This window comes from Paenibacillus amylolyticus (assembly GCF_036894225.1).
GTDB lineage: Bacteria > Bacillota > Bacilli > Paenibacillales > Paenibacillaceae > Paenibacillus > Paenibacillus amylolyticus.
The window spans coordinates 3,945,884-3,972,599 of the sequence record NZ_CP145892.1; the positions used below are offsets into that span (position 1 = coordinate 3,945,884).

21 protein-coding genes and 1 riboswitch are annotated in these 26,716 nt (G+C 44.6%); of the genes, 6 read left to right on the forward strand and 15 right to left on the reverse strand.

What is annotated here, in order from left to right; translation table 11 throughout:
• Positions 1–78 precede the first annotated feature (78 nt).
• The gene (locus V6668_RS17510) at positions 79–420 is read right to left on the reverse strand and encodes a hypothetical protein (protein WP_051447323.1); all 342 of its coding nucleotides are present in this window, start codon (positions 418–420) and stop codon (positions 79–81) included.
• 154 nt (positions 421–574) lie between these two features.
• Here V6668_RS17510 and V6668_RS17515 point away from each other — a divergent pair, with 154 nt between their 5' ends.
• On the forward strand, positions 575–1,366 hold the full coding sequence (locus V6668_RS17515; RefSeq protein ID WP_338706281.1) for a polysaccharide deacetylase family protein: 792 nt from the start codon (positions 575–577) through the stop codon (positions 1,364–1,366).
• 107 nt (positions 1,367–1,473) lie between these two features.
• Here the strand turns inward: V6668_RS17515 and V6668_RS17520 are convergent, their stop codons facing one another.
• From V6668_RS17520 to V6668_RS17530, 3 genes are all read right to left on the reverse strand, one after another.
• The gene (locus tag V6668_RS17520) at positions 1,474–2,148 is read right to left on the reverse strand and encodes a 3D domain-containing protein (protein WP_338706282.1); all 675 of its coding nucleotides are present in this window, start codon (positions 2,146–2,148) and stop codon (positions 1,474–1,476) included.
• A gap of 2 nt (positions 2,149–2,150) precedes the next feature.
• A riboswitch (cyclic di-AMP (ydaO/yuaA leader) is annotated at positions 2,151–2,345 on the reverse strand.
• Between the two features lie 218 nt (positions 2,346–2,563).
• Positions 2,564–3,286, reverse strand: a complete 723-nt coding sequence (locus tag V6668_RS17525; protein ID WP_338706283.1) for an amino acid ABC transporter ATP-binding protein — start codon at positions 3,284–3,286, stop codon at positions 2,564–2,566.
• Positions 3,273–4,736: an ABC transporter permease subunit gene (locus tag V6668_RS17530; protein WP_083677436.1), complete on the reverse strand. Its 1,464-nt coding sequence runs from the start codon at positions 4,734–4,736 to the stop codon at positions 3,273–3,275. Before V6668_RS17530 ends, V6668_RS17525 begins: the two co-directional genes overlap by 14 nt.
• Positions 4,737–4,920: 184 nt before the next feature.
• Here V6668_RS17530 and V6668_RS17535 point away from each other — a divergent pair, with 184 nt between their 5' ends.
• Positions 4,921–6,096, forward strand: coding sequence for a M20 family metallopeptidase (locus tag V6668_RS17535; RefSeq protein WP_338706284.1), 1,176 nt, complete (start codon positions 4,921–4,923; stop codon positions 6,094–6,096).
• A gap of 265 nt (positions 6,097–6,361) precedes the next feature.
• Entirely contained in the window at positions 6,362–8,128 is a 1,767-nt protein-coding gene (locus V6668_RS17540) for an alpha-glycosidase (protein ID WP_338706287.1), read from the forward strand.
• 142 nt (positions 8,129–8,270) lie between these two features.
• On the opposite strand, the gene glgA is transcribed toward V6668_RS17540, so the two are convergent.
• Entirely contained in the window at positions 8,271–9,713 is a 1,443-nt protein-coding gene (gene glgA / locus V6668_RS17545; RefSeq protein ID WP_074095456.1) for a glycogen synthase GlgA, read from the reverse strand.
• Positions 9,710–11,716, reverse strand: a complete 2,007-nt coding sequence (glgB, locus tag V6668_RS17550) for a 1,4-alpha-glucan branching protein GlgB (RefSeq protein ID WP_076328539.1) — start codon at positions 11,714–11,716, stop codon at positions 9,710–9,712. The genes glgA and glgB overlap by 4 nt, the downstream gene beginning before the upstream one ends.
• Before the next feature lie 193 nt (positions 11,717–11,909).
• Here glgB and V6668_RS17555 point away from each other — a divergent pair, with 193 nt between their 5' ends.
• Entirely contained in the window at positions 11,910–13,136 is a 1,227-nt protein-coding gene (locus V6668_RS17555; RefSeq protein ID WP_338706288.1) for a glucose-1-phosphate adenylyltransferase, read from the forward strand.
• Between the two features lie 114 nt (positions 13,137–13,250).
• Here V6668_RS17555 and V6668_RS17560 read toward each other — a convergent pair whose 3' ends face one another.
• The 5 genes from V6668_RS17560 to V6668_RS17580 form a co-directional block, all read right to left on the reverse strand.
• Entirely contained in the window at positions 13,251–14,750 is a 1,500-nt protein-coding gene (locus V6668_RS17560; protein ID WP_127547712.1) for a sensor histidine kinase, read from the reverse strand.
• Entirely contained in the window at positions 14,747–15,445 is a 699-nt protein-coding gene (locus V6668_RS17565) for a response regulator transcription factor (RefSeq protein WP_017688086.1), read from the reverse strand. Before V6668_RS17565 ends, V6668_RS17560 begins: the two co-directional genes overlap by 4 nt.
• Entirely contained in the window at positions 15,438–16,640 is a 1,203-nt protein-coding gene (locus V6668_RS17570; RefSeq protein WP_338706290.1) for a hypothetical protein, read from the reverse strand. Before V6668_RS17570 ends, V6668_RS17565 begins: the two co-directional genes overlap by 8 nt.
• A gap of 139 nt (positions 16,641–16,779) precedes the next feature.
• Entirely contained in the window at positions 16,780–17,505 is a 726-nt protein-coding gene (locus V6668_RS17575) for a phosphonate ABC transporter ATP-binding protein (protein ID WP_036613671.1), read from the reverse strand.
• Positions 17,506–17,588: 83 nt separating this feature from the next.
• On the reverse strand, positions 17,589–18,779 hold the full coding sequence (locus V6668_RS17580) for an MFS transporter (RefSeq protein WP_338706291.1): 1,191 nt from the start codon (positions 18,777–18,779) through the stop codon (positions 17,589–17,591).
• 380 nt (positions 18,780–19,159) lie between these two features.
• Here V6668_RS17580 and V6668_RS17585 point away from each other — a divergent pair, with 380 nt between their 5' ends.
• Positions 19,160–20,080: an ArsR/SmtB family transcription factor gene (locus tag V6668_RS17585; protein WP_036613670.1), complete on the forward strand. Its 921-nt coding sequence runs from the start codon at positions 19,160–19,162 to the stop codon at positions 20,078–20,080.
• 49 nt (positions 20,081–20,129) lie between these two features.
• The gene (locus tag V6668_RS17590) at positions 20,130–20,894 is read left to right on the forward strand and encodes an HAD family hydrolase (protein ID WP_036613669.1); all 765 of its coding nucleotides are present in this window, start codon (positions 20,130–20,132) and stop codon (positions 20,892–20,894) included.
• Positions 20,895–20,929: 35 nt separating this feature from the next.
• Here V6668_RS17590 and V6668_RS17595 read toward each other — a convergent pair whose 3' ends face one another.
• From V6668_RS17595 to V6668_RS17610, 4 genes are all read right to left on the reverse strand, one after another.
• Positions 20,930–23,269, reverse strand: a complete 2,340-nt coding sequence (locus V6668_RS17595; protein WP_100527397.1) for a type IA DNA topoisomerase — start codon at positions 23,267–23,269, stop codon at positions 20,930–20,932.
• A gap of 125 nt (positions 23,270–23,394) precedes the next feature.
• Positions 23,395–23,886, reverse strand: a complete 492-nt coding sequence (locus V6668_RS17600; protein ID WP_036613667.1) for a Fur family transcriptional regulator — start codon at positions 23,884–23,886, stop codon at positions 23,395–23,397.
• A 231-nt stretch (positions 23,887–24,117) separates the two neighbouring features.
• Positions 24,118–25,605: a glutamate synthase subunit beta gene (locus V6668_RS17605; RefSeq protein WP_036673826.1), complete on the reverse strand. Its 1,488-nt coding sequence runs from the start codon at positions 25,603–25,605 to the stop codon at positions 24,118–24,120.
• A gap of 616 nt (positions 25,606–26,221) precedes the next feature.
• Positions 26,222–26,710 (reverse strand): dihydrofolate reductase, encoded by a 489-nt coding sequence (locus tag V6668_RS17610; protein WP_036613663.1) that lies wholly within the window; start codon positions 26,708–26,710, stop codon positions 26,222–26,224.
• Positions 26,711–26,716: the final 6 nt, after the last annotated feature.

Genomic DNA, 26,716 nt, shown 5'->3' on the forward strand with positions numbered 1-26,716 from the left:
TATAAACATACATACGTAACAATCTACAACTCGTTTCAATTTTAGCAAATAAAATCAAAACATTGAATGGTTCTTATGTCAGGAAGATCGTTTATCTTTGTTCAGATGATCCTCCATCAACCTCTCTGCAGTCTGCACGATTTCGTCGATCTGCATCCGCGTGATGGAATCAAAATGGATACCCATGATCACCGTAACGGTTACTTTCAGCTGCAGGGCAGCCTTTCGGGCAAGTCGCTCACACAGCTCTTGTTCCTTATGCCCAGGAATATGTACCGTCGTCCCGCTTACGCGCTCATGATCCACGTAGAACGTGGCTACGGCGCCAATATGCGCCTTTCCTCCGGTAACGAGAAAAACCTTATCCTCTCCTGCTTCAATCACTTGTAAACGTATGGATTTCAAATCATATGTACTCATATCCTATCCACCTATCCTTTTCTATATGTTATATATGGAGGAATTATGGCTATCATAAGATAAATCCGCAATGAAACTTCTCACACTGCGCATATTTTATGGAACCCCCGGGCATACCAAGGAGAACGTCATTTTGGAAAAGGAGGCCGTTATTATGCGCGTACGCCTCATTATGCTGATGGTTATCGTTATTTTTCTCGGAGGATCTCATGCTCCAGTTTCAGCGCGGGATGTTTCAAGCCCGCCAAGTGAATACGTATCAGGTTCGGATTCTGCTGGAGAAGAACAACTGACATTGGGACAGTTACGTCAAAAATATGCCGATACGTTCAAAACCAATGGTCCTTCAACAAAAAAGGTTGCACTGACTTTTGATGATGTACCTGATCCACGGTTTACTCCACAAGTGCTGGATGTATTGAAGAAATACAATGTCAGAGCTACATTCTTCATCGTGGGTAGTCGTGCTGAGAAACATCCGGATCTGGTGAAACGCATCGTTAAGGAAGGGCATATGGTTGGTAATCACAGCTACAATCATCCTGAATTCAGTAAGCTGTCGATGAATGCCTTTCGTAAACAAATTCTACATACCGGAGATATTATTCAACGTTTGGCGGGATATACGCCCAAGATGATTCGGCCACCTTATGGAGACATTAATGAAGAACAGCTGAGATGGGCTGCCAAACAACACTATAGCATTGTGAACTGGAACGTAGACTCCCTGGACTGGAAAGGCCTTTCAAAGGAACAAGTGAAAGATAACATCCTGTCTGCCGTGAAACCTGGCTCCATCGTTCTGCAACATGCTGGAGGCGGTGTAGGATCAAATCTGAACGGTACGATTGAGGCTCTGCCTGAAATTATTGAGGAACTACGTAAACGGGGATATGAACTGGTCACTTTGGACGAAATGCTGGGATTGCCAAAGGCCAAAGATTAGGATGACCGTGATAACAAATAATGAGAATATTAAAAGGGTGCTGTTCAATCGCGAATTAGCGACTGGCAGACACCCTGTTTGAATTCATTTTAAATGTTATTTTCTCTCTACTTCAGAATGTACAGCTCGATATCCTGAAAACCAAATGAGCTTACAGACTGTTTGCTACCCGGGATAAAGATATCAATCCGGTGACCCTTGATTGCACTGCCCACATCACGTGCTGTGGCTACAAAAGCTTGTTTTGGCAATCCTGGATGGCTGTGACCAGTTACCAGTACTTTAGTTCCAAGTGGAATCACACTTGGATCAACTGCAATCGTACCCAGTTCAAGGTCATTCCCGAAATAATCGACTGCACCCCAGCCTCCATTTTCAGACGGATCTGCAGAGTATGCCGTTGCTTTTACGTTCACAGCTTTGCTGTAATCGAATGTCTTACCCCAGGCTTGAACCACTTTGTTATCTGCGTTAACGTCCAAACTTGCTGTGGTAACCGTTTTGGCTGGGGTCTTGCTCTCCGTTGCCGCAGCGGCTGCAACATTGTTTGCCTTACCGGGAATCGTAATTTTCAAACCACCATAAATGTTGTAAGCCGAAATGTCGTTGTTTGCTTTAACCAACGTGTTGAGTGCTACTCCATATTGTTTTGATAAGGTGTAGAAGGTATCCCCTTCTTTGGCCACATGAACTGAATCGGCGTGAGCCGGAACGGCTTGAATGAGCATTGCTGTTGTCATTAATGCTACTGCTGTTTTGGCTATACGTTTCTTGTTAATCATGGTCTTCCTCCCTCATTGTGCCTGCGAAGTTAGTTGTCGGATTCGGATGAGGAGCCCACCCTATAGGTTATTCGTTACATTTGAAACGTTATGTACCCAATTCACCCCAAGCAGTGTGCCGTAGATCTTCCCCCTGCACAATCTGCATCGTTACATCCCCCGCACTCCCTGTCCGGAAGTTTCGGCAGAGTTCAATATATCACAATTTTGTAACCTGAACTTGTAGTAATTCTTACCAAATGGTTTTTAGCATGTAAGCATTTGTAAGAATACTGGTTAATTCAGAAAATTTGGTTGACCCGATTCCTTTACATTTGGTAACAGAATAGTTACTTTTCCGAATCCATACGTCATTATTATCCATAAAAAATAGCGTTACCGACTCGAAGTCAGTAACGCTATTTGATCACATCGTTTAGAGTACTTTCGCAAGAAAATCACGTGTACGTGAATTTTTGGGTGCTCCAAACACCTCATCAGGTGTTCCCTCTTCCACAATAACCCCGCCATCCATGAACAGGATTCGGTCTCCCACTTCACGTGCAAAACCCATCTCATGTGTTACGATGACCATCGTCATCCCGCCTTCTGCAAGACGTTTCATGACATCCAGCACTTCGCCGACCATCTCAGGGTCCAGTGCCGACGTAGGCTCGTCAAACAGCATCACATGCGGCTGCATGGCCAATGCTCTAGCAATGGCGATCCGCTGCTTCTGTCCACCAGACAGCTGATTCGGGAATGTATCTTTTTTATCGTACAAGCCCACGGTGTTAAGCAGATCAGCGGCGATTTTCTCCGCTTCCTGAGTGGATTGTTTCTTCACTCTAATTGGAGCAATCGTAATGTTTTGCTCTACCGTTTTGTGTGGGAACAGGTTGAAGTGCTGGAACACCATGCCCATTTTCTCACGAGTTGCGTTAATGTTATGCTTGGGGTCCGTGATTGACACGCCTTCAAAATCAATCTCTCCTGAGGTAGGCTGTTCCAGCAGATTCAAACAACGCAAGAAAGTACTTTTACCTGAACCGGAAGGACCGATGACCACGACAACCTCACCTTTGCCAATCGTCACGTTTATGCCCTTAAGCACATCGTTATTTCCATAAGATTTGTGTAATTGTCTAACGTCTATCACTTGCACTCAACTTCCTTTCCAGTCGTCCCAGCAGCTTGGACAAAATGAACGTCATTACAAAGTAGATGGCTGCTGCAATCAAAAATGGACTCAAGCCTTGGTACGTAATGTTCTTGACTACACTTGCCTGATACATAATATCCACCATACCGATAACTGAGATAATAGAGGATTCTTTAATGATAGTTATGAATTCATTACCGATCGCTGGTAATACAGCTTTGAAGGCTTGTGGCAATATGATATAACGCATCGCGGCGCCTCTTCCCATACCTAATGAACGCGCTGCCTCCAACTGACCACGATCCACACCTTGGATACCTGCACGGAAAATCTCCGCCAGATACGCACCACTATTAATGGAAAGCGTGATAATACCTGCCTGAAGGGCAGTGAAGTTAATGCCAAAGCTCAGGGAAAAACCATAGTAAATAATCATCAATTGTACCAGCATCGGTGTGCCACGGATCACTTCAACGTAAGCCGTACCGATCCAGCGCAAGATTGCAGCGTCATGCAAACGGAACAAACAGATGATCAATCCAATAATTACCCCGAAGATAACCCCAAGTGCAGACAACAGAAGTGTGTATCCTACACCTGTAGCATAGAAACTTTTGTACTCCCAGAATACTTGGAAAATATTTTGTGATTTGTTCGCTTTATCCGCCATCAAGAGGCTGGCGTCCGTCACCATCTGATTGATTTTATCTTCACTTTTCAGTCGCTCCAGTGTTCCATTTACTGCAGCTAGCAGCTCGGTATTACCTTTACGAATCCCAATTGCCGCTTCTGCTTGCTCTTCGTCCGGAACAGCAGCAGCAAGTCCAATGATATCGTCCAGATAACCTACAGCAACGGTATCTTCAACGATTGCCGCGTCAATGCGTTTTGTTTGCAGTTGAAGCACGATATCCGAGATTTTATCCAGCGCAGTAAGCTTCGCTCCTGGAATGCTCTGTCCGATCGTTTCCTGAATGGAGCCTTTCTGAACACCAATCTTCGCATTTTCAAGTTCTGCCATAGTTGGATATTTGTCTTTATCCACATTGCGAACCATAATCACTTGTTTTGATTTATAATAGGTGTCGGAAAAATCGATACTTTTCTTCCGCTCATCCGTCGGCGTCATACCTGAAATCACCAGATCAACACGCCCGCTCTGCAATGAAGGCAGAAGACCGTCGAAGCCCATATCCTCAATCACAAGCTCAGCGCCAAGATCTTTGGCAATCTCTTTGGCGATCTCAATATCGAAGCCGACGATTTCATCTTTGCCATTAATCACTTTATGGAATTCATATGGTGCAAAATCGGCACTTGTACCGAGCACCAGCTTTTTACTGCTTGAATTATCTGTAGTTCCACTTGCAAGTGCCACAGGAACGGCAGTCGTCAGCAGAATAACAAAGGTCAACAGCATCATGGTGTAACGACTTATTAATTTCAACCTTTTTCTCTCCCCTTACAATACTTTGTATGCTTCTCATGTTGATGACTGAGTCATTATAAAGTACAATGCATGATTATGCAATGCATTTTGACAATACAAATCTTGACTTGTTTCTGAAAAAAATAAAGCAAACATGATATAATCAATGAATTATTTTCATTTTTGCATAAGGAGTTTACTAATGACAGCTAACAAATCACAATTTCTGACGGTTATTGATCAATATGCTTCCCGTTTTAAAGCCATTTCATCATATATCGGTGCCAACCCCGAACTGGGAAATGAAGAGTATCTCGCTTCTGCCCGTTTGAAAGAAGAACTGCTCTTCCACGGTTTCACTGTAGAGGCTCCAATCCTCGGTCTGGAGACAGCCTTTATCGGAACCTATTCAGCCGCCAAACCCGGCCCTACCATTGCTTTATTGTGCGAATATGACGCCTTGCCGGAGATCGGTCACGCTTGTGGTCACCATCTGATCTGTATGATGAGTCTTGGGGCCGCTGTTGGGCTAAAATCTATTCTGGATGAAGTAGGTGGAACCATTAAAGTGTTTGGTACCCCCGCTGAAGAGACACGTGGTGCCAAAGTTCCGATGGCTGAAGCAGGTTTGTTCGATGACTGTGATGTCGCTCTCATGGCGCATCCATATTATGCCTACGAAAAGTCAGGCAGCTCGCTGGCTATTGATGCAGTGCAATTTGAATTCCATGGCCGATCTTCACATGCTGCTGCAAGTCCGCACGAAGGCATTAATGCACTTGATGCCGTCATTCAAACGTACAACGGAATCAATGCATTCCGGCAACAAGTGAAAAGCACCGTGCGCATTCATGGTGTGATCAACAACGGAGGTCAGGCAGCAAATATCATTCCTGACTATGCTTCTGCGCAATTTTATGTACGGGCAGCAACTCGCAAAGAACTGAATATCCTCACAGAACGTGTGATTCAGATCGCTGAAGGTTCTGCTCTCCAGACAGGTTGCAAGCTGGTGACATCCAACTATGAAACGTCCTATGACGAGATGGTTACCAATGAAGCATTCTCAGCTGCGTTTAGTCAAAATCTGATGGAACTTGGGATCCCGCAAGAAGAGATTGTGAGTGGTAATGATCACGGCTCTATGGACATCGGTAACGTTTCCCTGAAATGTCCTGCAATTCATCCCTACATTCGTGTTGTAGACGAGGTGCATACACTGCACTCCATAGCATTCCGTGACCTTGCACTTCAGGAGCGTGCGCTGGATGGCATGATTCTGGGAGCCAAGGCACTTGCAACAACAGCCTATGACGTACTGAGCCAGCCAGAGCTGCTTCAAACCATCCGCACGGAGTTCGAGCAAACTATTCGCTAAAATTCACTTTCAACATGATATAGGGGTGCCCTGAACAATCTTGAATTCCAAGCTGTTCAGGGCACCCTTTTTTCTAAATTAGCTGTAAGTATATTCAGCACAAAGCTGGAAATGCTGTGAAAGAAACCTTTGAAAACGATGAAAATAATACATTATATTACAGTAAATGTGATTCGTTTGCTGGCTAACTTGGTTAATTATAACTATAAGCGCGTGTTCTAAAGACCGGTTTTCATAACTTATCCTATATTCAGGAGGTGCTGTCATGCTGCTCGAAGCCATGTATCATGTTCCTCGTGACAAATGGGCTTATGCTTATAATTCGTCTACCATACATCTGCGCGTACGAACCAAACGTAATGATGTGCAATACGTGACTGCACTGACCGGAGATAAGTACGATTGGAATGGAACGTACAAGGAAATTCAATTGGAGAAGGCTGCTTCGGATAACATGTTTGATTATTGGGAAGCTGCCGTCAAGCCACAATTCAAACGTCTCACCTATATATTTCGGATAACTGCCGGTTCAGAAGATGTTTTTCTTGCGGATAACGGAATTCATTATGAGATCCCCTATCCAACTGGAGGATATTATGAGTTCTCGTATATACATGAAATTGATGTGTTTAAGGTGCCCGAGTGGGCCAAAGAAGCCGTCTTTTATCAGATCATGACGGAACGGTTTGCTAATGGAGATCCTAAGCTGAATCCAAAAGAAACGCATGACTGGGGTGGCAAACCTGAGTTGGACAATTATTTTGGTGGAGATCTGCAAGGTGTGCTGGATCATCTGTATGACCTAACTGAACTTGGCGTGAACGCCATTTACTTTACCCCGTTATTCCAGGCCAATTCCTACCACAAATACGACACGATTGATTATAAAAAAGTCGACCCCCATTTCGGTGATAATGCCCTGCTTAAACAATTGACAGAAGAATGTCATCGCCTGGGTATACGTGTCATGCTTGACGCGGTGTTTAACCATTGCAGCGAAGACTTCCCTCCTTTTCAAGACGTTCTCCAGAATGGAAAAAACTCTAAGTATGCCGATTGGTTCCACATCAATGAATATCCGGTTCAGATCAAGGATGGTATACCAACCTACGATACATTTGGGTTCTATGGCAACATGCCCAAGTTCAATACAGCCAACCCTGAGGTTAAGTCATATCTACTTGATGTAGCTGAGTACTGGATCAAGGAAATTAAGCTGGATGGGTGGCGACTGGATGTAGCGAATGAAGTGGACAACCATTTCTGGCGTGATTTTCGCAAGATTGTTAAGGCAGCGAACCCTGAAGCCTATATTGTTGGTGAAGTATGGAGCGACTCCTTGACCTGGCTTATGGGAGATCAATTTGATTCCGTCATGAATTATCCATTTGCCGACAAAGTGCTTCAGTTCTTCTGTGGTTCAATGGATGGTTATAACTTTGCCAACGAGATGGGTTCACTGATTATGCGCTATCCGCAACAAACCAACGAAGTGATCTTTAATATGCTGTGCAGCCACGATACCCTACGACTGCTCACCCGGTTAGGAGAAGACAAACGACGATTAAAATTGTCGGTAGTATTTCTTTTCACCTATATCGGTACACCTTGTATCTTCTACGGCGACGAAGTTGGGATTAGTGGTGATGCTGACCCGGATTGTCGAAAATGTATGGAATGGGACCCGGCCAAGCAAGACAGAGAATTGTATGATTTCTATCGTCTGATGATTGATTTACGCAAAAGTAATGAAGCCCTGCGCAAAGGACGCTTCCGATTCCTCAAGGCTGATCACAATGATCCCTGTATCGTCTACGAGCGTGTGGATGACAACCTTCACTTTACCGTATGGATGAACAATACACCTCAAGATCGAACGCTTTCTCATCCCATGGAAACAAAAGACTGGAAAGATGCATTAACTGAAGAGCCTGTGTTTCCAGCCGATGGAATGATGAACATTAAGCTTGACCCCTATGGGTATCGCATTTTGTACAGACAGCTTGATCCGGCAACTATCCAACACAACTGAGGTTTAAATTCTAAACAGTCATATAAAAGAAAAGAAAAACACTTCCACCGTCTCAGATGATACTTCATTCTGAACTTTGGAAGTGTTTTTTTGGATGAGAAAAAGCCACAGCATCATATGCTGTGACTCATTCAAGACTACATCAATTTACAGGGTCAAGTGTGATCCGACGATAAATATCCATATATTCTTCAGCTGAGACATTCCAGCTGTATTCTCCGCCCATTGCATTTTTCACAATTTTCTTCCAGTGTTCTGGCTGTTTGTAGATCTCCTCAGCACGCCGAATGGTACTCATCATGTCATGTGCGTTAAAGCTTGTGAATGAGAAACCATTCCCTTCTCCAGTAAACTCATTGTATGCCTGCACAGTGTCGTTCAGACCGCCTGTTTCCCTTACGAGAGGCACACTACCGTACCGCAGAGCCAGTAACTGACTAATACCACACGGTTCGAATCTGGACGGCATCAGGAAGATATCACTGCCTGCATAAAACCGACGGGATAATCCGTCGTTGAACTTGATCTGTGCAGACATTTTAAGTGGATAACGATTCGCGGCTTCACGGAACCAATGTTCATAGGACTGCTCCCCTGTTCCAAGTACAGCGAATTGAATATCATCATAATACAACAATTCATCCAGGATACGGCAGACCAAGTCAAGTCCTTTGGAATCCACAAGCCTTGTGACCATGACCATAAGAGGTACATCAGGACGAACAGGAAGTCCAAGTTCCTTTTGCAGCTCAATTTTGTTTTCCGTTTTCTTGGACAGACTTGTTCTGTATTTCACCGGGATCTTGGTGTCTGTAGCCGGGTTGTAGCTCTTGGTATCAATGCCATTTACAATCCCGCTGAATCGATCTCCAAGTGAACTAAGCAGTCCGTCCAGACCGTATCCGTAATAAGATGTTTTCACTTCCTGTGCGTAAGTTGGACTAACGGTTGTTACATGGTCAGCGTAGACAATTCCAGCCTTCAAGAAATTGACGTTACCGTAATATTCGGCTCCATCCACGGTGAAATATCGATCGTCCAGCTCAAGGATATCACTGAATAACTCATGCGGGAATACCCCTTGGTACAACAAGTTATGTATGGTGAATACCGTACGAATATCACTGTAGAATGAATCATGTCTGTAATGGGCTTCAAGCACCAAAGGAATCATTCCTGCATGCCAGTCATGACTGTGCAACACGTCAGGCTTGAACTCAATCTGTGGCAATACTTCGAGCACTGCACGGTTGAAGAAGGCGAAACGCTCGCCATCATCCATATAACCGTACACTCCATCACGCCCAAAATAATACTCATTATCCACAAAATAGACTGGAATCCCATCATGAACCAGCATTTCTATTCCACAATAGGGTCTGCGCCAGCCAAGAGGTACATCCGTTGTAATTACGGGCTGTAACGCGTCTTTATACTCATCGGGAATCCCCTTGTACTTAGGCATAATCACCCGCACATCTGCCCCGCTCTTCTTCAAAGCAAACGGGAGAGCACCGATTACGTCAGCAAGGCCTCCTGTTTTGATAAATGGATGTACTTCAGCAGCAGCAAATAGAATATTCATGCCTTTGTCCTCCTCTTCGGTTTGAGCGTGTTGCTTTCATTGTTATTCTTCGTTTTTGAACTGACGGAAGTTATACTCGCAGGTGATTCATCCGTTTTCCGACGTGTGTTCTTTTTTAGAATCACGATACTAAGCGGAGGCAATACCAATTCGAGACTATGCGGATGCCCATGAAAAGGAATCTTTTCGGTAGGCAGTTGCATATCATTAGTAATGCCTGAACCGCCGTAAACGGAATGGTCACTGTTCAGTACTTCGGTATACATACCGGGACGCATGACACCAATCCGGTAACGCTCCCGCTTGACCGGCTGAAAGTTAATGAGCACAAGGAGTGTATCCGCAGGTTTTTTTCCTTTGCGTACGTATGAAATGACACTCTGGTCCTGATCATCCGGAGTGATCCATTCATAACCGTCCAAGGAATGATCAAGCTCCCACAAAGCTTTTTCGCTCAAGTACAGGTTAGACAGCTCACGCTCAAACTTATGCAAATTGCGGTGACTGTCATAATCCAGCAAGAACCAATCCAGTTGATCCTCATCTTTCCATTCGATGAACTGGCCAAAGTCTCCACCCATAAACAACAGCTTTTTCCCTGGGAAAGTCATAAAATAGCCCAGAAAAGCACGCATGCCGGCAAATTTCTGCTCATAGGTTCCTGGCATCTTGTCGAGGAGTGACTTTTTGCCATGAACAACCTCGTCATGTGACAGAGGTAGCACATAATTTTCAGCAAAGGAGTATACGACCGGGAAAGTCAGCAAATGATGTTTGGAAGGACGCTCATGAAAATCAGATTCCATGTAATCAAGCGTATCGTTCATCCAGCCCATGTTCCATTTGTAGTTGAAACCCAGACCACCTTCATCTACAGGTAAAGTCACCATTGGCCATGCACTGGATTCTTCAGCCATCATCAATGCATAAGGGAAATATTTGAACACTGTCTCATTCAGCTGCTGCAAAAAGGCCACAGCTTCCTTGTTCTCAAGACCACCTTCATCATTGGTACGATATTGTCCTGGCTGCTTCTCAAAATCAAGCCGAAGCATACTCGTAACCGCATCAACACGGAGTCCGTCAAAATGATACATCTCCATCCAATATAAAGCATTGGAGATCAGAAATGAACGAATCTCAGGTTTCGAATAGTCAAAGCTAAGTGTGCCCCAGCCTGGCTTCTCTGCTAACATCGGATCTGCATACTCATACAAAGGCGTACCATCAAACATACGCAACCCATGAGCGTCTTTGGCAAAATGTGCAGGTACCCAATCCAGCAATACGCCAATCCCTGCCTGATGTAGTGTATCCACTAGATACATCAGATCTTTTGGATGCCCATAACGACTGGTTGGCGCATAAAACCCTGTGTTTTGGTAGCCCCACGAAAGGTCATATGGATGCTCACTGAGGGGCATCATTTCAACATGTGTATATTTCATTTCTAATAAGTAAGGAACAAGCAAATCAGCCATCTCGCGATAACTATAGAGGCTTCCGTCTTCTTTGCGCTTCCAGGTTCCCATGTGCATTTCGTAAATATGTAGAGGTTTGTTATACATGGCACGTTGTTTGCGTCTCCAGGCTCCATCATTCCATTTGTACCCTTCGATTGAACTGGTGACAGAGGCTGTCTGAGGTCGAACCTCTGCTTGAAACGCATATGGGTCCGCTTTGAGCAATTCTGTTCCATCTTCCGTTAATATACGGAACTTGTATAAAGTTCCTTCGCTAATTTCCGGAAAAAAACGACTCCAAAATCCTGATTCGGGTATCTTATATAAAGGTTCCTTTTCGCCTTTCCATTCATTGCGGTCCAGAGCCAGTCCTACTTCTACGGCATTTGGTGCCCACACGGTAAAGCGATACCCCCGAAGGCCATCGCAAGTCTCAGGCTGCGCGCCCAACATTCGATAACTGTGATGAAGGTTACCTTCATGAAATAAATAAATATGCTCCGGCAATATGTCCGGGTGTGCTAACGGTTGAATGGCCAAGAGATCACCTTCTTCTCAAGAAAATAGATATAACAGTAACCATTACCCCAGTCTAGCCAAGTTGAAAAGAAAAATGCGGTGGTTTAGAAAATGTTGTCTTTTTTCTGAATTTTTACAGTAACAATCGTTTCATCTGCTCTACTTTGCGTTAATGATGTACTACAATGCACAATATTTTGGGAGGGAAACGATTATGTTTAATAAAGATTGCATCGCTATGCTGTTGGCGGGAGGAGAAGGGAAGCGATTAGCCCCTTTAACCTCGAGTATCGCAAAACCCGCTGTACCGTTTGGCGGGCACTACCGGATCATCGATTTTCCTCTCAGTAACTGCGTAAACTCAGGGATCGATACTGTAGGAGTATTGACGCAGTACCAAGCGGAATCTTTACACGATCACATCGGTGGAGGAGAACCATGGGGACATGGCAACTCAAGTGAGGCAGGAATATCCTTGCTTCCATCTTATCATACAGGAAATGACGAATACTTGGGAACGGCGGATGCTATTTATAAAAATATCGACTATATTGATCAACAAAACCCCGAAAATGTTCTAATTTTGTCGGGTGACCATATTTATCATATGAATTATCGCGATATGTTGGAGGTTCATCAAGCCAATAATGCCGCAGCAACGATTTCAGTTATGGAAGTTCCATGGGATGAAGCACATCGCTTTGGGATCATGGCTGCCGATGCTGATTTGCGTGTAACCGAGTTTGCCGAGAAACCGGCTGAACCAAAAAGTAATCTGGCTTCAATGGGCATTTACATGTTCAAATGGGATTATCTGAAACGCCATCTGTTGGAAGATGCCGCTAATCCTGAATCCAGCCATGACTTCGGTAAAGATGTGATTCCTCAAATGTTGAACGAAAATAATCCCCTCTTTGTCTATAATTTTAATGGTTATTGGAAAGACGTAGGTACGGTTAAGAGCCTTTGGGATGCACATATGGATCTGTTACACAACGAGGAAGACTGGAGTCTGCAAAAAGAAAACTGGCCGATGTTTACTCGCGACTGGCGCTCCAAGCCAAGTGCTTACAAAGCAAGACATACAAAGATCGAACATGTTACTTCCATGATTCACGACTCTTGTGCAATCGAAGGTCGTTCAGAACGTTCCGTTATCTTCTGCGGTGCAGAAGTGGGTAAAGGCTCTGAGGTTAAAGACAGTGTTGTTATGCCTAACGCACGCATAGGCCGTGGGGTTCACATCGAACGTGCCATCATCGGTGAAGGTGCAATAATCAAGGACGGTGCAATCGTTAAAGGTACAGCAGATGAAATTGTGGTCGTTGGACCTAACGAGATCGTCTCTGCCAAACCGGCTGTCCGTACGCAACCTGTTCGTATGTTGAAAGAAGTATATGAGAAAAGTGGACGCCTGCGCACTGGCGAACTTTCTTCATAAGAATATGCAAAAAAGGTGAGCCTTGGATGGCTCACCTTTTTTTGTGTTGGTATGGATATTATAAAGCGTATATGCTCGATCATCAGATAGAAAAATCGCTTATCTTTTAAAACCTTAAGACTTTTCTAGATCTGATTTTGTATCGCTTGCTGTTCGCTCATCTGTGACTTCAGCATCACCAGATTGTGTTACAGATTCTTCTGGACCCATCTCCTCAGCCACAGCCGGTAACGTAACCGTAACGGTTGTCCCCGATCCGAGTTCACTCTGCATCGTGATCGTTCCCTCATGCAGTTCTACCAGTTCCTGCGTAATCGCAAGACCCAGCCCCGTTCCCCCATTTTGATGATTCACCTGGAAGAAACGGTCCCGTACTTTAATTAAATGTTCTTCACTAATTCCGATACCGGTGTCCTGAACAGCTGCAATGATCTGACCATTCTCCTCTTTGACCGACAAGAAGATCCAGGAATTCTCATGTGAAAATTTGATCGCATTGTCCACAACATTCAGGAAGACTTGTTTCAGTCGGTTACCGTCTCCATGGACATTATAAGCACGAGTCTCGTCCGTTTCCAACTTGAGATGGACCTGTTTTTGTTCCGCTTTGGCCCAGACATTCAACATCGTTTCCTGTACAATTTCACGAATGTTGACCGTTCCTTTGACCAGCTTCATCTGATTCTGCTGCAATTTGGAGAAATCCAGCATCTCTTCAACAAGTCCAATCAGTCGTTCGGTTTCCTTGGAGATAATACCCATACCGATACGGGTTTCTTCCGGATCATAACCACCTGAATCCAGTGTCTCGCTCCAGCCTTTGATACTGGTCAAAGGTGTTCTTAATTCATGTGAGATCGAAGAGATAAAATCATCCTTGATCTGATTACTCCGCACAATCTCATGTGCCATGAAGTTAAGTGTTGATGCCAATTCGCCCAGTTCGTGCTTATAATTCCCCTTAACCCTGACATCCAGCCGTCCTCTAGCCATTTGGGCAGATACTGCGGTGATGTTGTTAATTGGACGTACAATGGAATTTGCCATACCAATACTGATGATCAACACTATAGCAAGCACTCCAACACCGACGGCAGCGGCGAGTAGTCCCATATTCAACAGCTTTGAATTCACATCTTCAAGTGATGTCAGATATCGAATAACATAAGTATTTTCGCCGCCCAGATCAAACTTGTGTGAAACGGCCATGACGGATTCTCCAGTACCTGGTTGTCTTCCAATCCAGCGTCCCATATCCCCGTTCAGAGCCTGCATAATATCACTGGTTTGTAGCACAGCACGGTCAGATTCAAAAGCAGTTGAACTCGCCAATACGCGCCCGTTCAGATCCAAAATTTCCAATTCAGTATTGGACAATGCCAAGTTCACAAGGAGTCTAGACAGATTATTGCCATCCTCCGTAGTATTCTCACGAGCGATTGGCTCGAAAAAGTCCTTTGAATTAGAAATGTGGGTACTAATCGTATTGTAGATACTCTCATAATAATACCTTTGAACTGCCAACATAAATACGAATTCGACCAACAGCAGAGCGAGAAAAACTACAAAGAAATAATGTAGTACGATCTGCCGAGTAATGCCTTTTTTAATCATTGCTCCCGGCCCTTCCATTTGTACCCGTGACCCCATACTGTCTGCAGGTATTCGGGCTCGGAAGGATTGTTCTCAATTTTCTGACGCAGACGACGAATGTTGACATCCACAATTTTGGGATCACCCATGTACTCTTTTCCCCATACGTGATCTAACAATACATCGCGGCTGAGCGGTGTATTTTCTTTTTCCAGGAAAAACTGAATCAAGGAAAACTCCGTTGGAGTCAACTCAATGGCTTCATTCTGTTTTTTGAATTGCTTCGAGATCAGGTCCAGTGAAAATGGCCCGGACTGGAACGTAACCTTTGCCGCAGTTTCCCGATGCACGTTCACGCGGCGTAACAATGACTGAATACGTGCAATCAACTCTGTTGGGCTGAAAGGCTTGCTGACGTGATCATCTGCACCAACGGAGAGTGCATACACTTTATCCTGTTCCTGAACTTTGGCGGTCAGAAAGATGATGCCCAGACGTTCATTGGTTTCACGGATCCGTCGACACACCTCGAATCCATCAATACCTGGTACCATGACATCCAGCAGAGCCAGATCAATATCCGGTACTGTCTGCAGTATGCGAAGCGCTTCATGACCGTCACCCGCTTCAAGCACTTCGAATCCGTTTCTCTTTAAATTAATCACTATAAAACTGCGGATGGATTCTTCATCCTCAAGAATAAGTACTTTACTCATTAAGTTCTCCCTTTCTATTCAGCTGAGAAGTATTGCTCAGTGCATCTTTACCCGCCTCTGATTGTGCTACCCGTGAAGCAATAACCCGATCTTTGGTACGCGTAATTTCCTTCCAGCTTTTACCCTTCTCCTGTTCCCACTTGGAAAGGGTGAAATATTTGATCTCTGCTACGGTTTCGTCCGTATCAATCATTTTAAATCGAATATATTTTTCCTTCTCCGATTTGGTATCAATAGTGATCTTACCGTACCACTCTGGCTTGAGATTTAGATGGAATAAATCAGCATCATCTCGGAATTGGAATGAGACAAATTTCTTGCTATCTTTGCCATCCCACTGATAATAGGTGTAAAACCACAACCGAGAGTCAAATACGTAATGCTCCCAACCTTTTGGAGTCTCTTTGAGCCCAAACTCAATAATACCATCATTATCAACATCACCGCTTAAAATTTTGTCATCTCTATACGTTTGATCCGGTGATTTGAAAGCATTGACTAACTTGTTATCTTTAACATACATAATTTGCGAGAAGGAACTCCGATCATCCAGCTCGGCATCCAGTACAATGCCCATCTGTCCTTTGGCAATCTCTCCGCCCAGAGCATTATAAACTTCTTTAACGGTATAATCGGTCTGCACCCGATCAACTTCCTTGAAGCTGCCATCTTCGTACTGGTATAACGCAATCGTTGCAAAACCGCTGTTGTTCAGCGAAATGATAACAAAATCACTTTTACCATCTCCGCTCAAATCCAGCGTGTTCCCCTGCGCATCATCAATGATATATTGATTATACGGAACTCCACCCAAGACCTGCTCCAGTGCCCCGCCCTTGTAGGAATATGCAGTCAGGGCTTTCTGCTCCTGCAGGCTTACACCAAGAATAATATCCGGATTTCCGTCATTCGTAATATCCAATACTTTAAAGGATTGCAACTCATTTCCCGGCACATCAAAAGTAAGTTTTTTAACCCATGTGCCTCCCTGCTCTTCCAAAATCATGCCATGGATTCGCACATTCTCATTTGGTGTCTCATAAAAAACAATCGCTTCCCGAGTTCCATCCCCATTCAGGTCTTCCACCCGAATCATGCTAGTATTATTCATATCCTTGGGACGAATCAATGTACTCTCTGGCGGCAGTTTAACCTGAACCACGTTGTACAGTTTCTCCTTATCGGTGGACATCATTGGTTTTCTCATCAAACCCTTGGGGTCACTTATGACTGTGCATCCGCTTAGAACAGAACCAAGCATAATTGCCATAGTTCCTGCTGCTACAAAGCGTCCCCACCGTGAATTAAACAATCTCATCACTCTTTTCAATAGTTTAAATCTGGTTTTTTTCTTGCTGTGTCAGTCTTCGTCCACGAATATCAAAAGCAATCTTGCCTTCTGCCAATCCCCAGATCCGTGTGGCATGTTTCTCAGCAAGCTCAATAGGCAGTACTGCAATGACTGTTGCACGTTCTTCTTCACATAATTTGCGCAGCGTTTCCAGCACCGAATCTGCTGTGTGAGGGTCAAGACCAATCACTGGTTCATCCGCCAAAACGACTTTGGCACCGTGAGCAAGTGCTCTTGCAATAGCAACACGCTGCTTCTCGCCACCACTGAGCTTCTCTGCTATTTGATGTGCTTTATCAAGTAATCCCAATCCTTCGAGATAATCCATAGCACCCATATAATCATCGGAACGTACCATACCGGTTACCATTCTCCATACAGGAGTCTGACCCGATCGTCCGATTAATACATTTTTAAGAGCCGTACGTCTAGGAAATAATTCTGGATTTTGTTCCAAGTATGCCCATTCCCGTTTGATTTTCCGTTTTCCAGACCAGCCTTCTTTCAAAATCTCGGCGCCATCCACCGTAAACCGGCCGGAATCCCATTTTTCCATCATGGCCAAACATTTAAGCAACATGCTTTTACCGCTACCGCTTGAGCCAACTACAGCTATCATTTCACCCTGTTGCATATCAAATCGAATATCCCGTAGAACGGGAACGCGGTCCACGCCAACGGATTTACTCAAGTTCTCTACTCTGATCATCGCGATGTCTCCTCTTGTCCATGTTTTTCCCTACCACTAGTGTACTCGGAAATGGACATCAATTTCCATGCGAACACCAGCTTCTATTTTAACACAGATTCGAACTCAGGTTTACGACGAAATAATATACCTGCCAAGCCGAAAAGAAGGTACAGGATTCCGAGCAAGGTGAACATGCTTCCGGGTGAAATCCAGTTGATCATCTGACCACCCAGATTCGGTCCAATAATACTTCCAATCGTGAAATGAAAGGAAGCCACAACGTTGGCTGCAGGCAGCAACAATTTAGGTAAAATATCTGCGGCATAGGCCAGGCCCAGTGAGAAAAAGGAGCCGACCAGGCCGCCTGCGATTGTTAACAATACAAGCGTCCACCAGAAATGCGTACCTGCGACTGGAACCAGCATGAAGATGATTCCTCCACTGATGCCCGCAAACATCAATATCTTCTTCCGCCCATATCGGTCACTCATCATCCCGAGTGGCAATTGAAGGAACAAACCTCCAATCCCGATAAAAGGAAGCAACGACGAAATCTGATTGGTATCAAATCCAATACGCAGCCCATACACGGGGAAGTTACTATTCATACCTGCTTCCATATATCCGTATAAGAGTGCTGGTAAAAGTGCATACCAGGCCCATGCCAGACTTCGACGGAAACGACGTTCCGGCAATTGGCCATGCTCTGCTTTTTCCGGTTTTGTATCCGGAAGCTTCATTAATACCAGTATGAGCACTGCTGCTATACAGATGAACAAAACCCAGAAAGGGACAGCATAACCGAAGCCAAGCAGCTTAATTCCCAGCGGACCAATACTGAATCCCAGCCCGTAGGACATGCCATATAGTGATATGTAGCGTCCACGCTTTTCAGGAGCGGTAACAAGCAGTACCCAGAGCTGGGCCGCATAATGAAGTGCGCTGTCTCCTATCCCAACGATCAGACGCAATATGAACCATATTTTAATATCTGGTAAATACGGAAACAGTATTAAAGGGACCATGACTAATATCAGGCCACCTACAATCAACTTTTTGAACCCTAATGCTCCCAATAACCGTTCCGCTACGAGAGTCATGGCAAAAGAGCCAATGTACAACGCGGCGGCGTTTAATCCGTTTAAACCTGGTGAAACCCCTTTTTGCTCCAAAAAAATCGAAAGCACAGGTAGCAAAAGCCCCTGACTTATTCCCGCCACCACAATAACCGTAATCAAAATGAGATAGTTGGCTGTCGAGTGTGATAGTTTGGGACGAGTAATCGATGACACGAATTCATTCCTCCTGCGAGCACACAAAGAAAAATCGCCATCGCTGACGACTTTTGTATGTTATACATGTGGTTTTAAACTGCTATTCAAAGATCGGGGCTTTGCCCCGGACTTGAACATTATAGTGGACAACGCCCTGCAAAACAAGCCATAATAGAGGTTGTTCAAAAAGTTCACTTTTGATTACGAATCATGCCTAGTGGCATCATCAGCTTCGAAGATGAAATTCAGCCGAAATGTCCGTTGCTCACGTAGTTTTCCTACGCTCTGCTACTCCATTTCCATCTTCTTGGTACTGAAAACCAGACTTTTTGAACACGCACTAATCGTACTTAAGTCGCTGCGTACATTTAGATGTGACGGGAGGATTCTGCAACAATATGGCTTATCATGTGAAAATTGATGTTTCACCGATATATGAAATGCTTAATAGCTTTCTGGTTTATGTCACGAAAAAATGGATTCAGCATCTGGATATTGGTCCTGAATGGATTCTGGAAGTGGAAGGCAAACTAAGTTCCAATGTACGAGCTGCGCTCGCACCTGCTGCCACTTGGCCTTTTGATGATTTTGATGTTTTGTTTGCATGGGCAGCCTATCAAAATGATACATCGGAGAATCGTGATTTCCTGGACATGCTTGCCGGAATGACAGCGGAAGACCTGTTTGCACGTGTGTCTCCTCTTCTGCCGGCTCTTACAATAGAAGAATCTACGCGCATTCGGAACAGCTATGTCCCATTATTGCGACTATGGGATGAACACTACTGTCAGAATATGAGCGAAGATCAGCGTGTGTGGCTGGAAGAAGATGCCGAAGAAAAACGCATTTTGCTTGATAAAATGGGCTCTGAACTGCTTATTGAATATGCTACAGCGGGCGTTCTTGTTGAACCGATGCCGGGACTGAACGAAGTCATCCTGTTTCCAACGGTGCACAATCGTCCTATTAATATGTACTGTTTCTATGAGGGTATGATGATCATGCAGTATCCCGTAGATGCACCTGAAGAGAACGAAGACCAGCCGCCAACATGCCTTTTACGTTTTACCCATGCGCTGGCTGATCCCGAAAGACTTCGCCTGCTTCGTTACGTATCGGATGAACCCAAATCCCTCGCTGAGATGTGTGAAGAATTAGGTAAAGACGAAGACACAGTCAAAGACCAGGTGATGGCGCTACGCATCGCAGGTCTGCTACGGACCCATCTGCTCGGAAGTAACCGTAAAGAGAAATACAGTATTCGGCCGGATGGCGTATCTGAATTAAATATGTTCCTGGAATCCTATATTCGCATTTAATTTAGTTGAATCATTGTGGATTTACTGGCTACAAGGAGTGAGTTAGATCATGAAAATAATGAAACAACATATTTTGTTTGACCTTGATGATACACTCGTATATTGCAACAAGTACTTCAACCTGATTTTGGGAGAATTCTTTGAGAATATGCAAGAGTGGTTTGATGGACATTCTCTGACAACACAAGAGATTCGGGAAAAACAGCTGGAGATCGATGTAACCGGAGTGAACAAGCTTGGTTTTGCGAGTCATCATTTCCCGCAATCCTTGATTGATACCTATCGTTATTTCTCCGGCAAGTTCGCCAGATTAACCTCTCCCAGAGAAGAATCTTATCTGAGCAAGTTGGGTATGAGTGTGTACGATCAGGAGGTTGAACCCTACCCTCATATGGTTGAAACGCTTGAGAACCTCAAGGGTGCTGGACACTCCCTCTACTTATATACCGGCGGCGAAACCGTGATTCAGCAGCGCAAGATTGATCAGATGAAACTCTCGGCTTATTTTGATGATCGGATCTATATCCGACAACACAAAAACGTCGAGGCACTGGAAGGCATTCTGTCTAATGGTCCGTTTGATCGTCGTGCAACATGGATGATTGGCAACTCACTACGCACAGATATTATGCCTGCGGTAAAAGCCGGAATTCACAGCATTTATATCAAACAACCGAATGAATGGCAATACAACATCGTAGAACTTCAGCCTAATCCGGAAACGTCGATGTATACCATCACTGCACTGGAAGAGGTACCAAAAGTCATACACGAAAATATACAACAGCAGCAACAGAAAAGGACCCTTGGATAAGGGTCCTTTTGCTGTATGTTAACTGTTAACTAAGATCAAGCATCCTGCTTCTCACCAGATAATTTGCCTGTTACTACGTCCTGCAAAATAATACGTGCTTTCACCATACTCCCGTCTTTTCGTTTAAACGACAGTACTTGTGTACTCCCCTTCTCAATCAGCGATTTTAACATCGTACTGGTAATTTTTTTGCCCGCATACTCTTTCCAGACCACAAATGAACAGCCTTCCTTGAAACGTGAGCATCCATAACCCTTCTTGCCCTCTATAATCTGACCCGTGCAGCCAGGAGAGGGGCAAGGTGCCAGTAACTCTCTCACTCCCGATGGGCTCGCACTTGAGGACGGCGCCTTGGTGGTCGCATTTTTCCCACTGCCGGCTCTCGATGAAGATGCCGAAGTCTGACGGGACGTTTTTACAGTTGAACCGCCACTAGCCGTCTTGGCTGATGTCCTTGTATTGCCTGCCTGGGTTCTGGCTCCCTTGCCTTTCCCCCTGCCTGCCCGTGAATCTTCTCCAAAAGCATCTGCTGGAGCAGGAGCTTGTACACGCACTTTCTCAATGATGGACAAGGTGAATTTCTTGACGTTCTCCATGAACTTGTCCTGACCCGCCTCACCTTTGGAAATCTGATATAATCTTCTTTCCCATTGCCCGGTCATCTCAGGTGAAGTTAACAGATCTACACCCGCGCGACGAATCAACTCAATAGCCGTTCTGCCTTTGAGCGTTAACTGCATTTTCTTCCCTTGCAGCGTAATGTAACCTACGTTTTTGAGGCGTTCAATTGTAGCCGCACGTGTAGCCGGAGTACCCAGGCCACTATCTTTCATCGCGTCTCGCAGCTCTTCATTCTCGATCTGCTTGCCTGCACTCTCCATCGCTTTCAGCAATGTTCCCTCGGTATAACTCTTGGGAGGCTGGGTCGCCTTCTCCTTGAACTCACTCTTCGTGCATTGAACAGGCAATTCAGGTTGCACACTAAAAGCCTTGTCCGTCCACTCTTCAGCTTCCTCTTCCTCATTGCCGTTTTTCTTGGTCTTCTTCTTGCCTGCACCGCCCTGTTCCTGATCTCCAGAACCGAGAACCACTTTCCATCCGAGGGACAACAGCTCTTTGACAGATGTCTTAAACTGATGTTTCTCCACTTCGGTGAGCACGGTATGTTGCTTATACTCTGCCGGAGGATAAAAGTGAGACAAGAAACGTCTGACAATCAAATCATAGATGTTCTGCTCATCCTTGGATAAGGTACCTGGTCGCTTCAAAGTAGGTAGGATCGCATGGTGATCCTCAACCCTGCTCGGATTACATACCCCTTTATTATTCTTATGAACAAGCTCCGGCTTGGCCCCCTGCGCAAGCTCACTATAGGTACCATTTTTAAGCAGGTTTAGTGTTTTGTGCATACCTTCAATATTCTGTTCTGTAACATAGTTGGAGTTTGTCCGCGGATACGAAATCACCTTGTGTTTTTCATACAAGGCCTGTGCGATATCCAGTGTTTTTTTGGCACCATATCCAAACTTGGCATTGGCTTCACGCTGTAAAAGGGTCAGGTCATACAAACGATACGGATACTCCTTCGTCTGCTTCGCTTCGTATTTGGTAATCTGCCCTGTCTTGCCCTTCACACTGGCTGCAATGGCCTCTGCTGCCTCCGCATCGGTCAACTTATCTCCCTGACGCAGTCCCCGGTACTCAACACCTTCCTGCCGAAACCAGGCGGCTACTTCATAAAAGGTCTGTGACTGGAACGCTTCAATCTCGATTTCACGATCGTAGATTAGCGCGAGTACCGGCGTCTGCACACGACCTACAGACAACAATGCATTATGGCGGGTTGTAAACGCCCGTGAGGCATTCATCCCGATCAGCCAATCGGCTTCACTTCTGGCGCGAGCAGCATGGGTCAGATTTTCAAATTCAGAGGCATCCTTCAGACCATCAAAACCACGTCTAATGCTCTCTGCCGTCAAATCCGATATCCATAAACGCTTTACAGGCTGACGCAGCTTCAATTGCTGTTGTATGAGGGCGAAGATGTACTGACCTTCTCTCCCTGCATCGCAAGCATTAACGATCGCTGAAGCCCGTTTTGCCAGTTCTCCAATCATTTTAAGCTGATCTTTAGTCCTCGGATTGGGTACAATCTTGAACTGATCGGGTATGATCGGCAGGTCCGCTATATTCCAGCGTTTGTACTTTGTATCATAGGCATCCGGTTCAGCCAGTCCAAGCAAATGCCCTATCGCCCAAGTGATGATGTAATGTTCACCCTCCAGATACGTGCGATTGTTCTTGGCCTTTGGTTCTATGACGGCGGCAATGGTTCGACCCATGTCGGGTTTTTCCGCTATAACCAGTGTCTTCATCCGTCCATCTCTCCTCCTTCACCGTCCGCATGACGGCAAAAAGGGGCATTCCGCCGACGGAAGCCCCTTGCTTCTGAAACTCATTATATCAGATTTTGGATTCGGGAGCACCTTCCCGAAATGAATTAGCCTGCTGCCTGCTCCTTTAATACATGCTTTTGTCTGCACTCTTTGCACACACCCTGGAAATCCAGACGATGATCCGTAACAGCAAAGCCATACTGACGCTCGATTTGTTGTTCCAAACGAAGCAGACCATCTTCCATAATCTCTTCCACTTTACCACATTCTGTACAGATCAAATGATGGTGGTGATGGGAACCGTCTGTACTTCGCAGATCAAAACGCGCAGCGCCGTCACCAAAGTTAATCTTTTCAACGACCTGAAGGTCACTCAGCAGTTCGAGAGTGCGGTATACGGTAGCCAATCCAATCTCAGGGAACTGCTCCTTAACCAGCAGGAATACTTCCTCTGCGCTAAAATGATCCTTCTCATGTTCAAGCAATACACGTACAGTAACTTCTCGTTGTTGTGTTAACTTATATCCTTTTTCAACCAATTGATTTTTAATGTGAAAGATCTGTTCTGAAATGGACTTGTCCCGGTTACTTGCCATAGCAGGTCGCACCTCCGATTTATATTCATTGAAATTTACTTTTATCGTAGGGATTCATGGTTTCAGTTAATCCTTATTTATAATCATTATAATATAATAATAAATCTTTATCACTTAAAAAGCAATGATATTGCTCACACTTACATGAAATATGTAGTCAAATTGGTTAAAATAACAGCAAACAACCCTCGCTGATCGCGAAGGTTGTCATTTATATCTTGTTCTATACTTTTACACCAGAACCGAAGCACCCATCAAGTATTTGTCCACTTCACGAGCAGCCTCACGGCCTTCATTAATTGCCCATACAACCAAACTTTGACCACGACGCATGTCACCTGCTGCAAATACTTTATCCACATTGGTGTTGTATTTGCCGTAACGTGCCTTAACGTTTGTGCGACGATCTGTTGCAAGTCCCAGTTGCTCGACCAACGTTTGTTCCGGTCCGTCAAAACCAATGGCAATCATGGCCATCTGAGCCGGGAATACACGCTCTGTACCTGGAATCGGCTGATAAATCTTGCGACCAGTCTCATCCACAATACGCTCGATCTGTACTGTATGCAATTCTTTGAGGTTCCCCTCATCATCTCCGACAAATTTCGTTGTCATGATGGAGAATTCACGCGGATCTTGACCAAACAACGCTTTGGCTTCCTCTTGCGCATAATCAAGTGTGTATACGTTCGGGAATTGTGGCCAAGGGTTGTTAATGCGATCACGTTCCATAGGCGCTTGTGTATGCGTACCGAATTGAGTGATCGTACGACAACCATGGCGTAGCGATGTAGCCACACAGTCAGATCCTGTATCACCGCCACCAATGACGATAATATCTTTATCTTTAGCGGACAGATATTGACCATCTTCCAGATTGGAGTCCAGATAACTCTTAATACTGCCATTCAGGAAATCCATTGCGTAATGAACGCCTTTTAAGTCGCTACCTTCAATATTGAATTCACGCGGCTTCGTTGCACCACCGCACAATACAACAGCGTCATATTCATCCACCAGTTGTTGTGCTGCAATATCTTTACCAATCTCGGTGTTCGTAATGAATTGAATGCCTTCTGCTTCGAGCAGATCAACACGACGTTGAACTACGTTTTTATCCAATTTCATCGTTGGGATACCGTACATCAGCAATCCGCCGACACGGTCCGAACGCTCATATACGGTTACCGAGTGTCCTGCTTTATTCAACTGAGCCGCAGTAGCTAATCCCGCTGGACCTGAACCTACCACAGCTACACGTTTACCCGTACGTTTTTCAGGAGGTTGGGGAACCACCCATCCTTCTTCGAAACCTTTTTCAATAATTGCTTCTTCAATCGTTTTGATGGTAACAGGCTGACCAATTAAGCCAACTGTACATGATCCTTCGCAAGGAGCTGGACAGACGCGACCTGTAAACTCTGGGAAATTATTCGTTTTGTGAAGGCGCTCAAGTGCTTCTCTCCACAGTCCGCGATATACAAGATTATTCCATTCTGGAATCAGGTTATGCACGGGGCAACCTGACGTGCCACCAATCATATCTATACCTGTATGGCAATACGGGGTACCACAATCCATGCATCGTGCACCTTGTGTTCTGAGCTCTTCTTCAGCCATGTGTTTATGAAACTCTTCCCAATCCTTAATCCGCTCCGCTGGCTCACGATCTGTTGGCAGTTGACGTTTGTATTCCATAAATCCAGTAGGTGTAGACATCTTACGTTTTCCCCCATCCGTTCTTGTCTTAATCCCTTCATGTGCATGGTTCTATATGAAATGGATTACTCATTACTTGAGTTTTTGTCTATTGTATCACAAAATCTTCTCGAAGATATTTCAATTATAGTAGCATTTACTGTGCTGAATATTAAATGGATTATCCGCATAATTATTTGTATTTTATACATCATATCTTTCAAGTCTACCCATGGTCAATACCCTTATTTTGGTGTTAAATGTGGTTTTGAACTGCGAAATCTGGTGTGTGTTAAAGAAATAAAAGGTCGAAACGTTAAGTGAATGTCAGATAATTTGTCATCAAATTCAACATATTTTGCTATAAATCGTTCTAAATTCCGAATATCAGACCTGTTTTAGAGCTTCACAACGTTAAAACCTCAAAACTTTTACACTTTTTTACTGTTTAATGCTTGGCCGTATGTATAATATACATAAATACCAATTACTTATGTTATATTAATGTTATATGTATTCCAGTTTAAACAAGTGACTCATTTTTTTTATAAAGAAAAGACGCTGTTCACGAATATTTCGCAATCAGCGCCTCTCATCATACAAATACGACCGAAGTCAGGAATTTCTTATGCCACATTTACCGTTTACGTTCGTAAAATTCGAATGTATACGCATGAACATTTTTTTCATCCTGTTCGCCTTCAATCTGTTCAATCAGTTCCCATTCGGACCAATCCACTTCAGGGAAAAACGTATCTCCCTCAAAATTCTCATGAATTTTGGTCACCACAAGACGATCTGCAAGTGGCAGGAACTCACGATACACTTGGGAACCCCCAATTACGCACAGTTCCTCACCTTTGGTTACACTCAGCCCCTCTTCAATCGTATGTACGATTTCAGCCTGTTCCACCTTGTAGTTCAGATCTCTTGTCACTACGATATTACGACGCTGAGGAAGCGGCTTACCACCAAAAGATTCCCACGTATTACGTCCCATGATAATGGTTTTGTTCAGCGTACGTTGTTTGAAAAAGGCCATATCCTTGGGTAAACGCCATGGAATCGAATTGTTTAATCCGATCACACCGTTCTCCCCCATTGCCCACACCAATTCAATACTCAAGGGTAA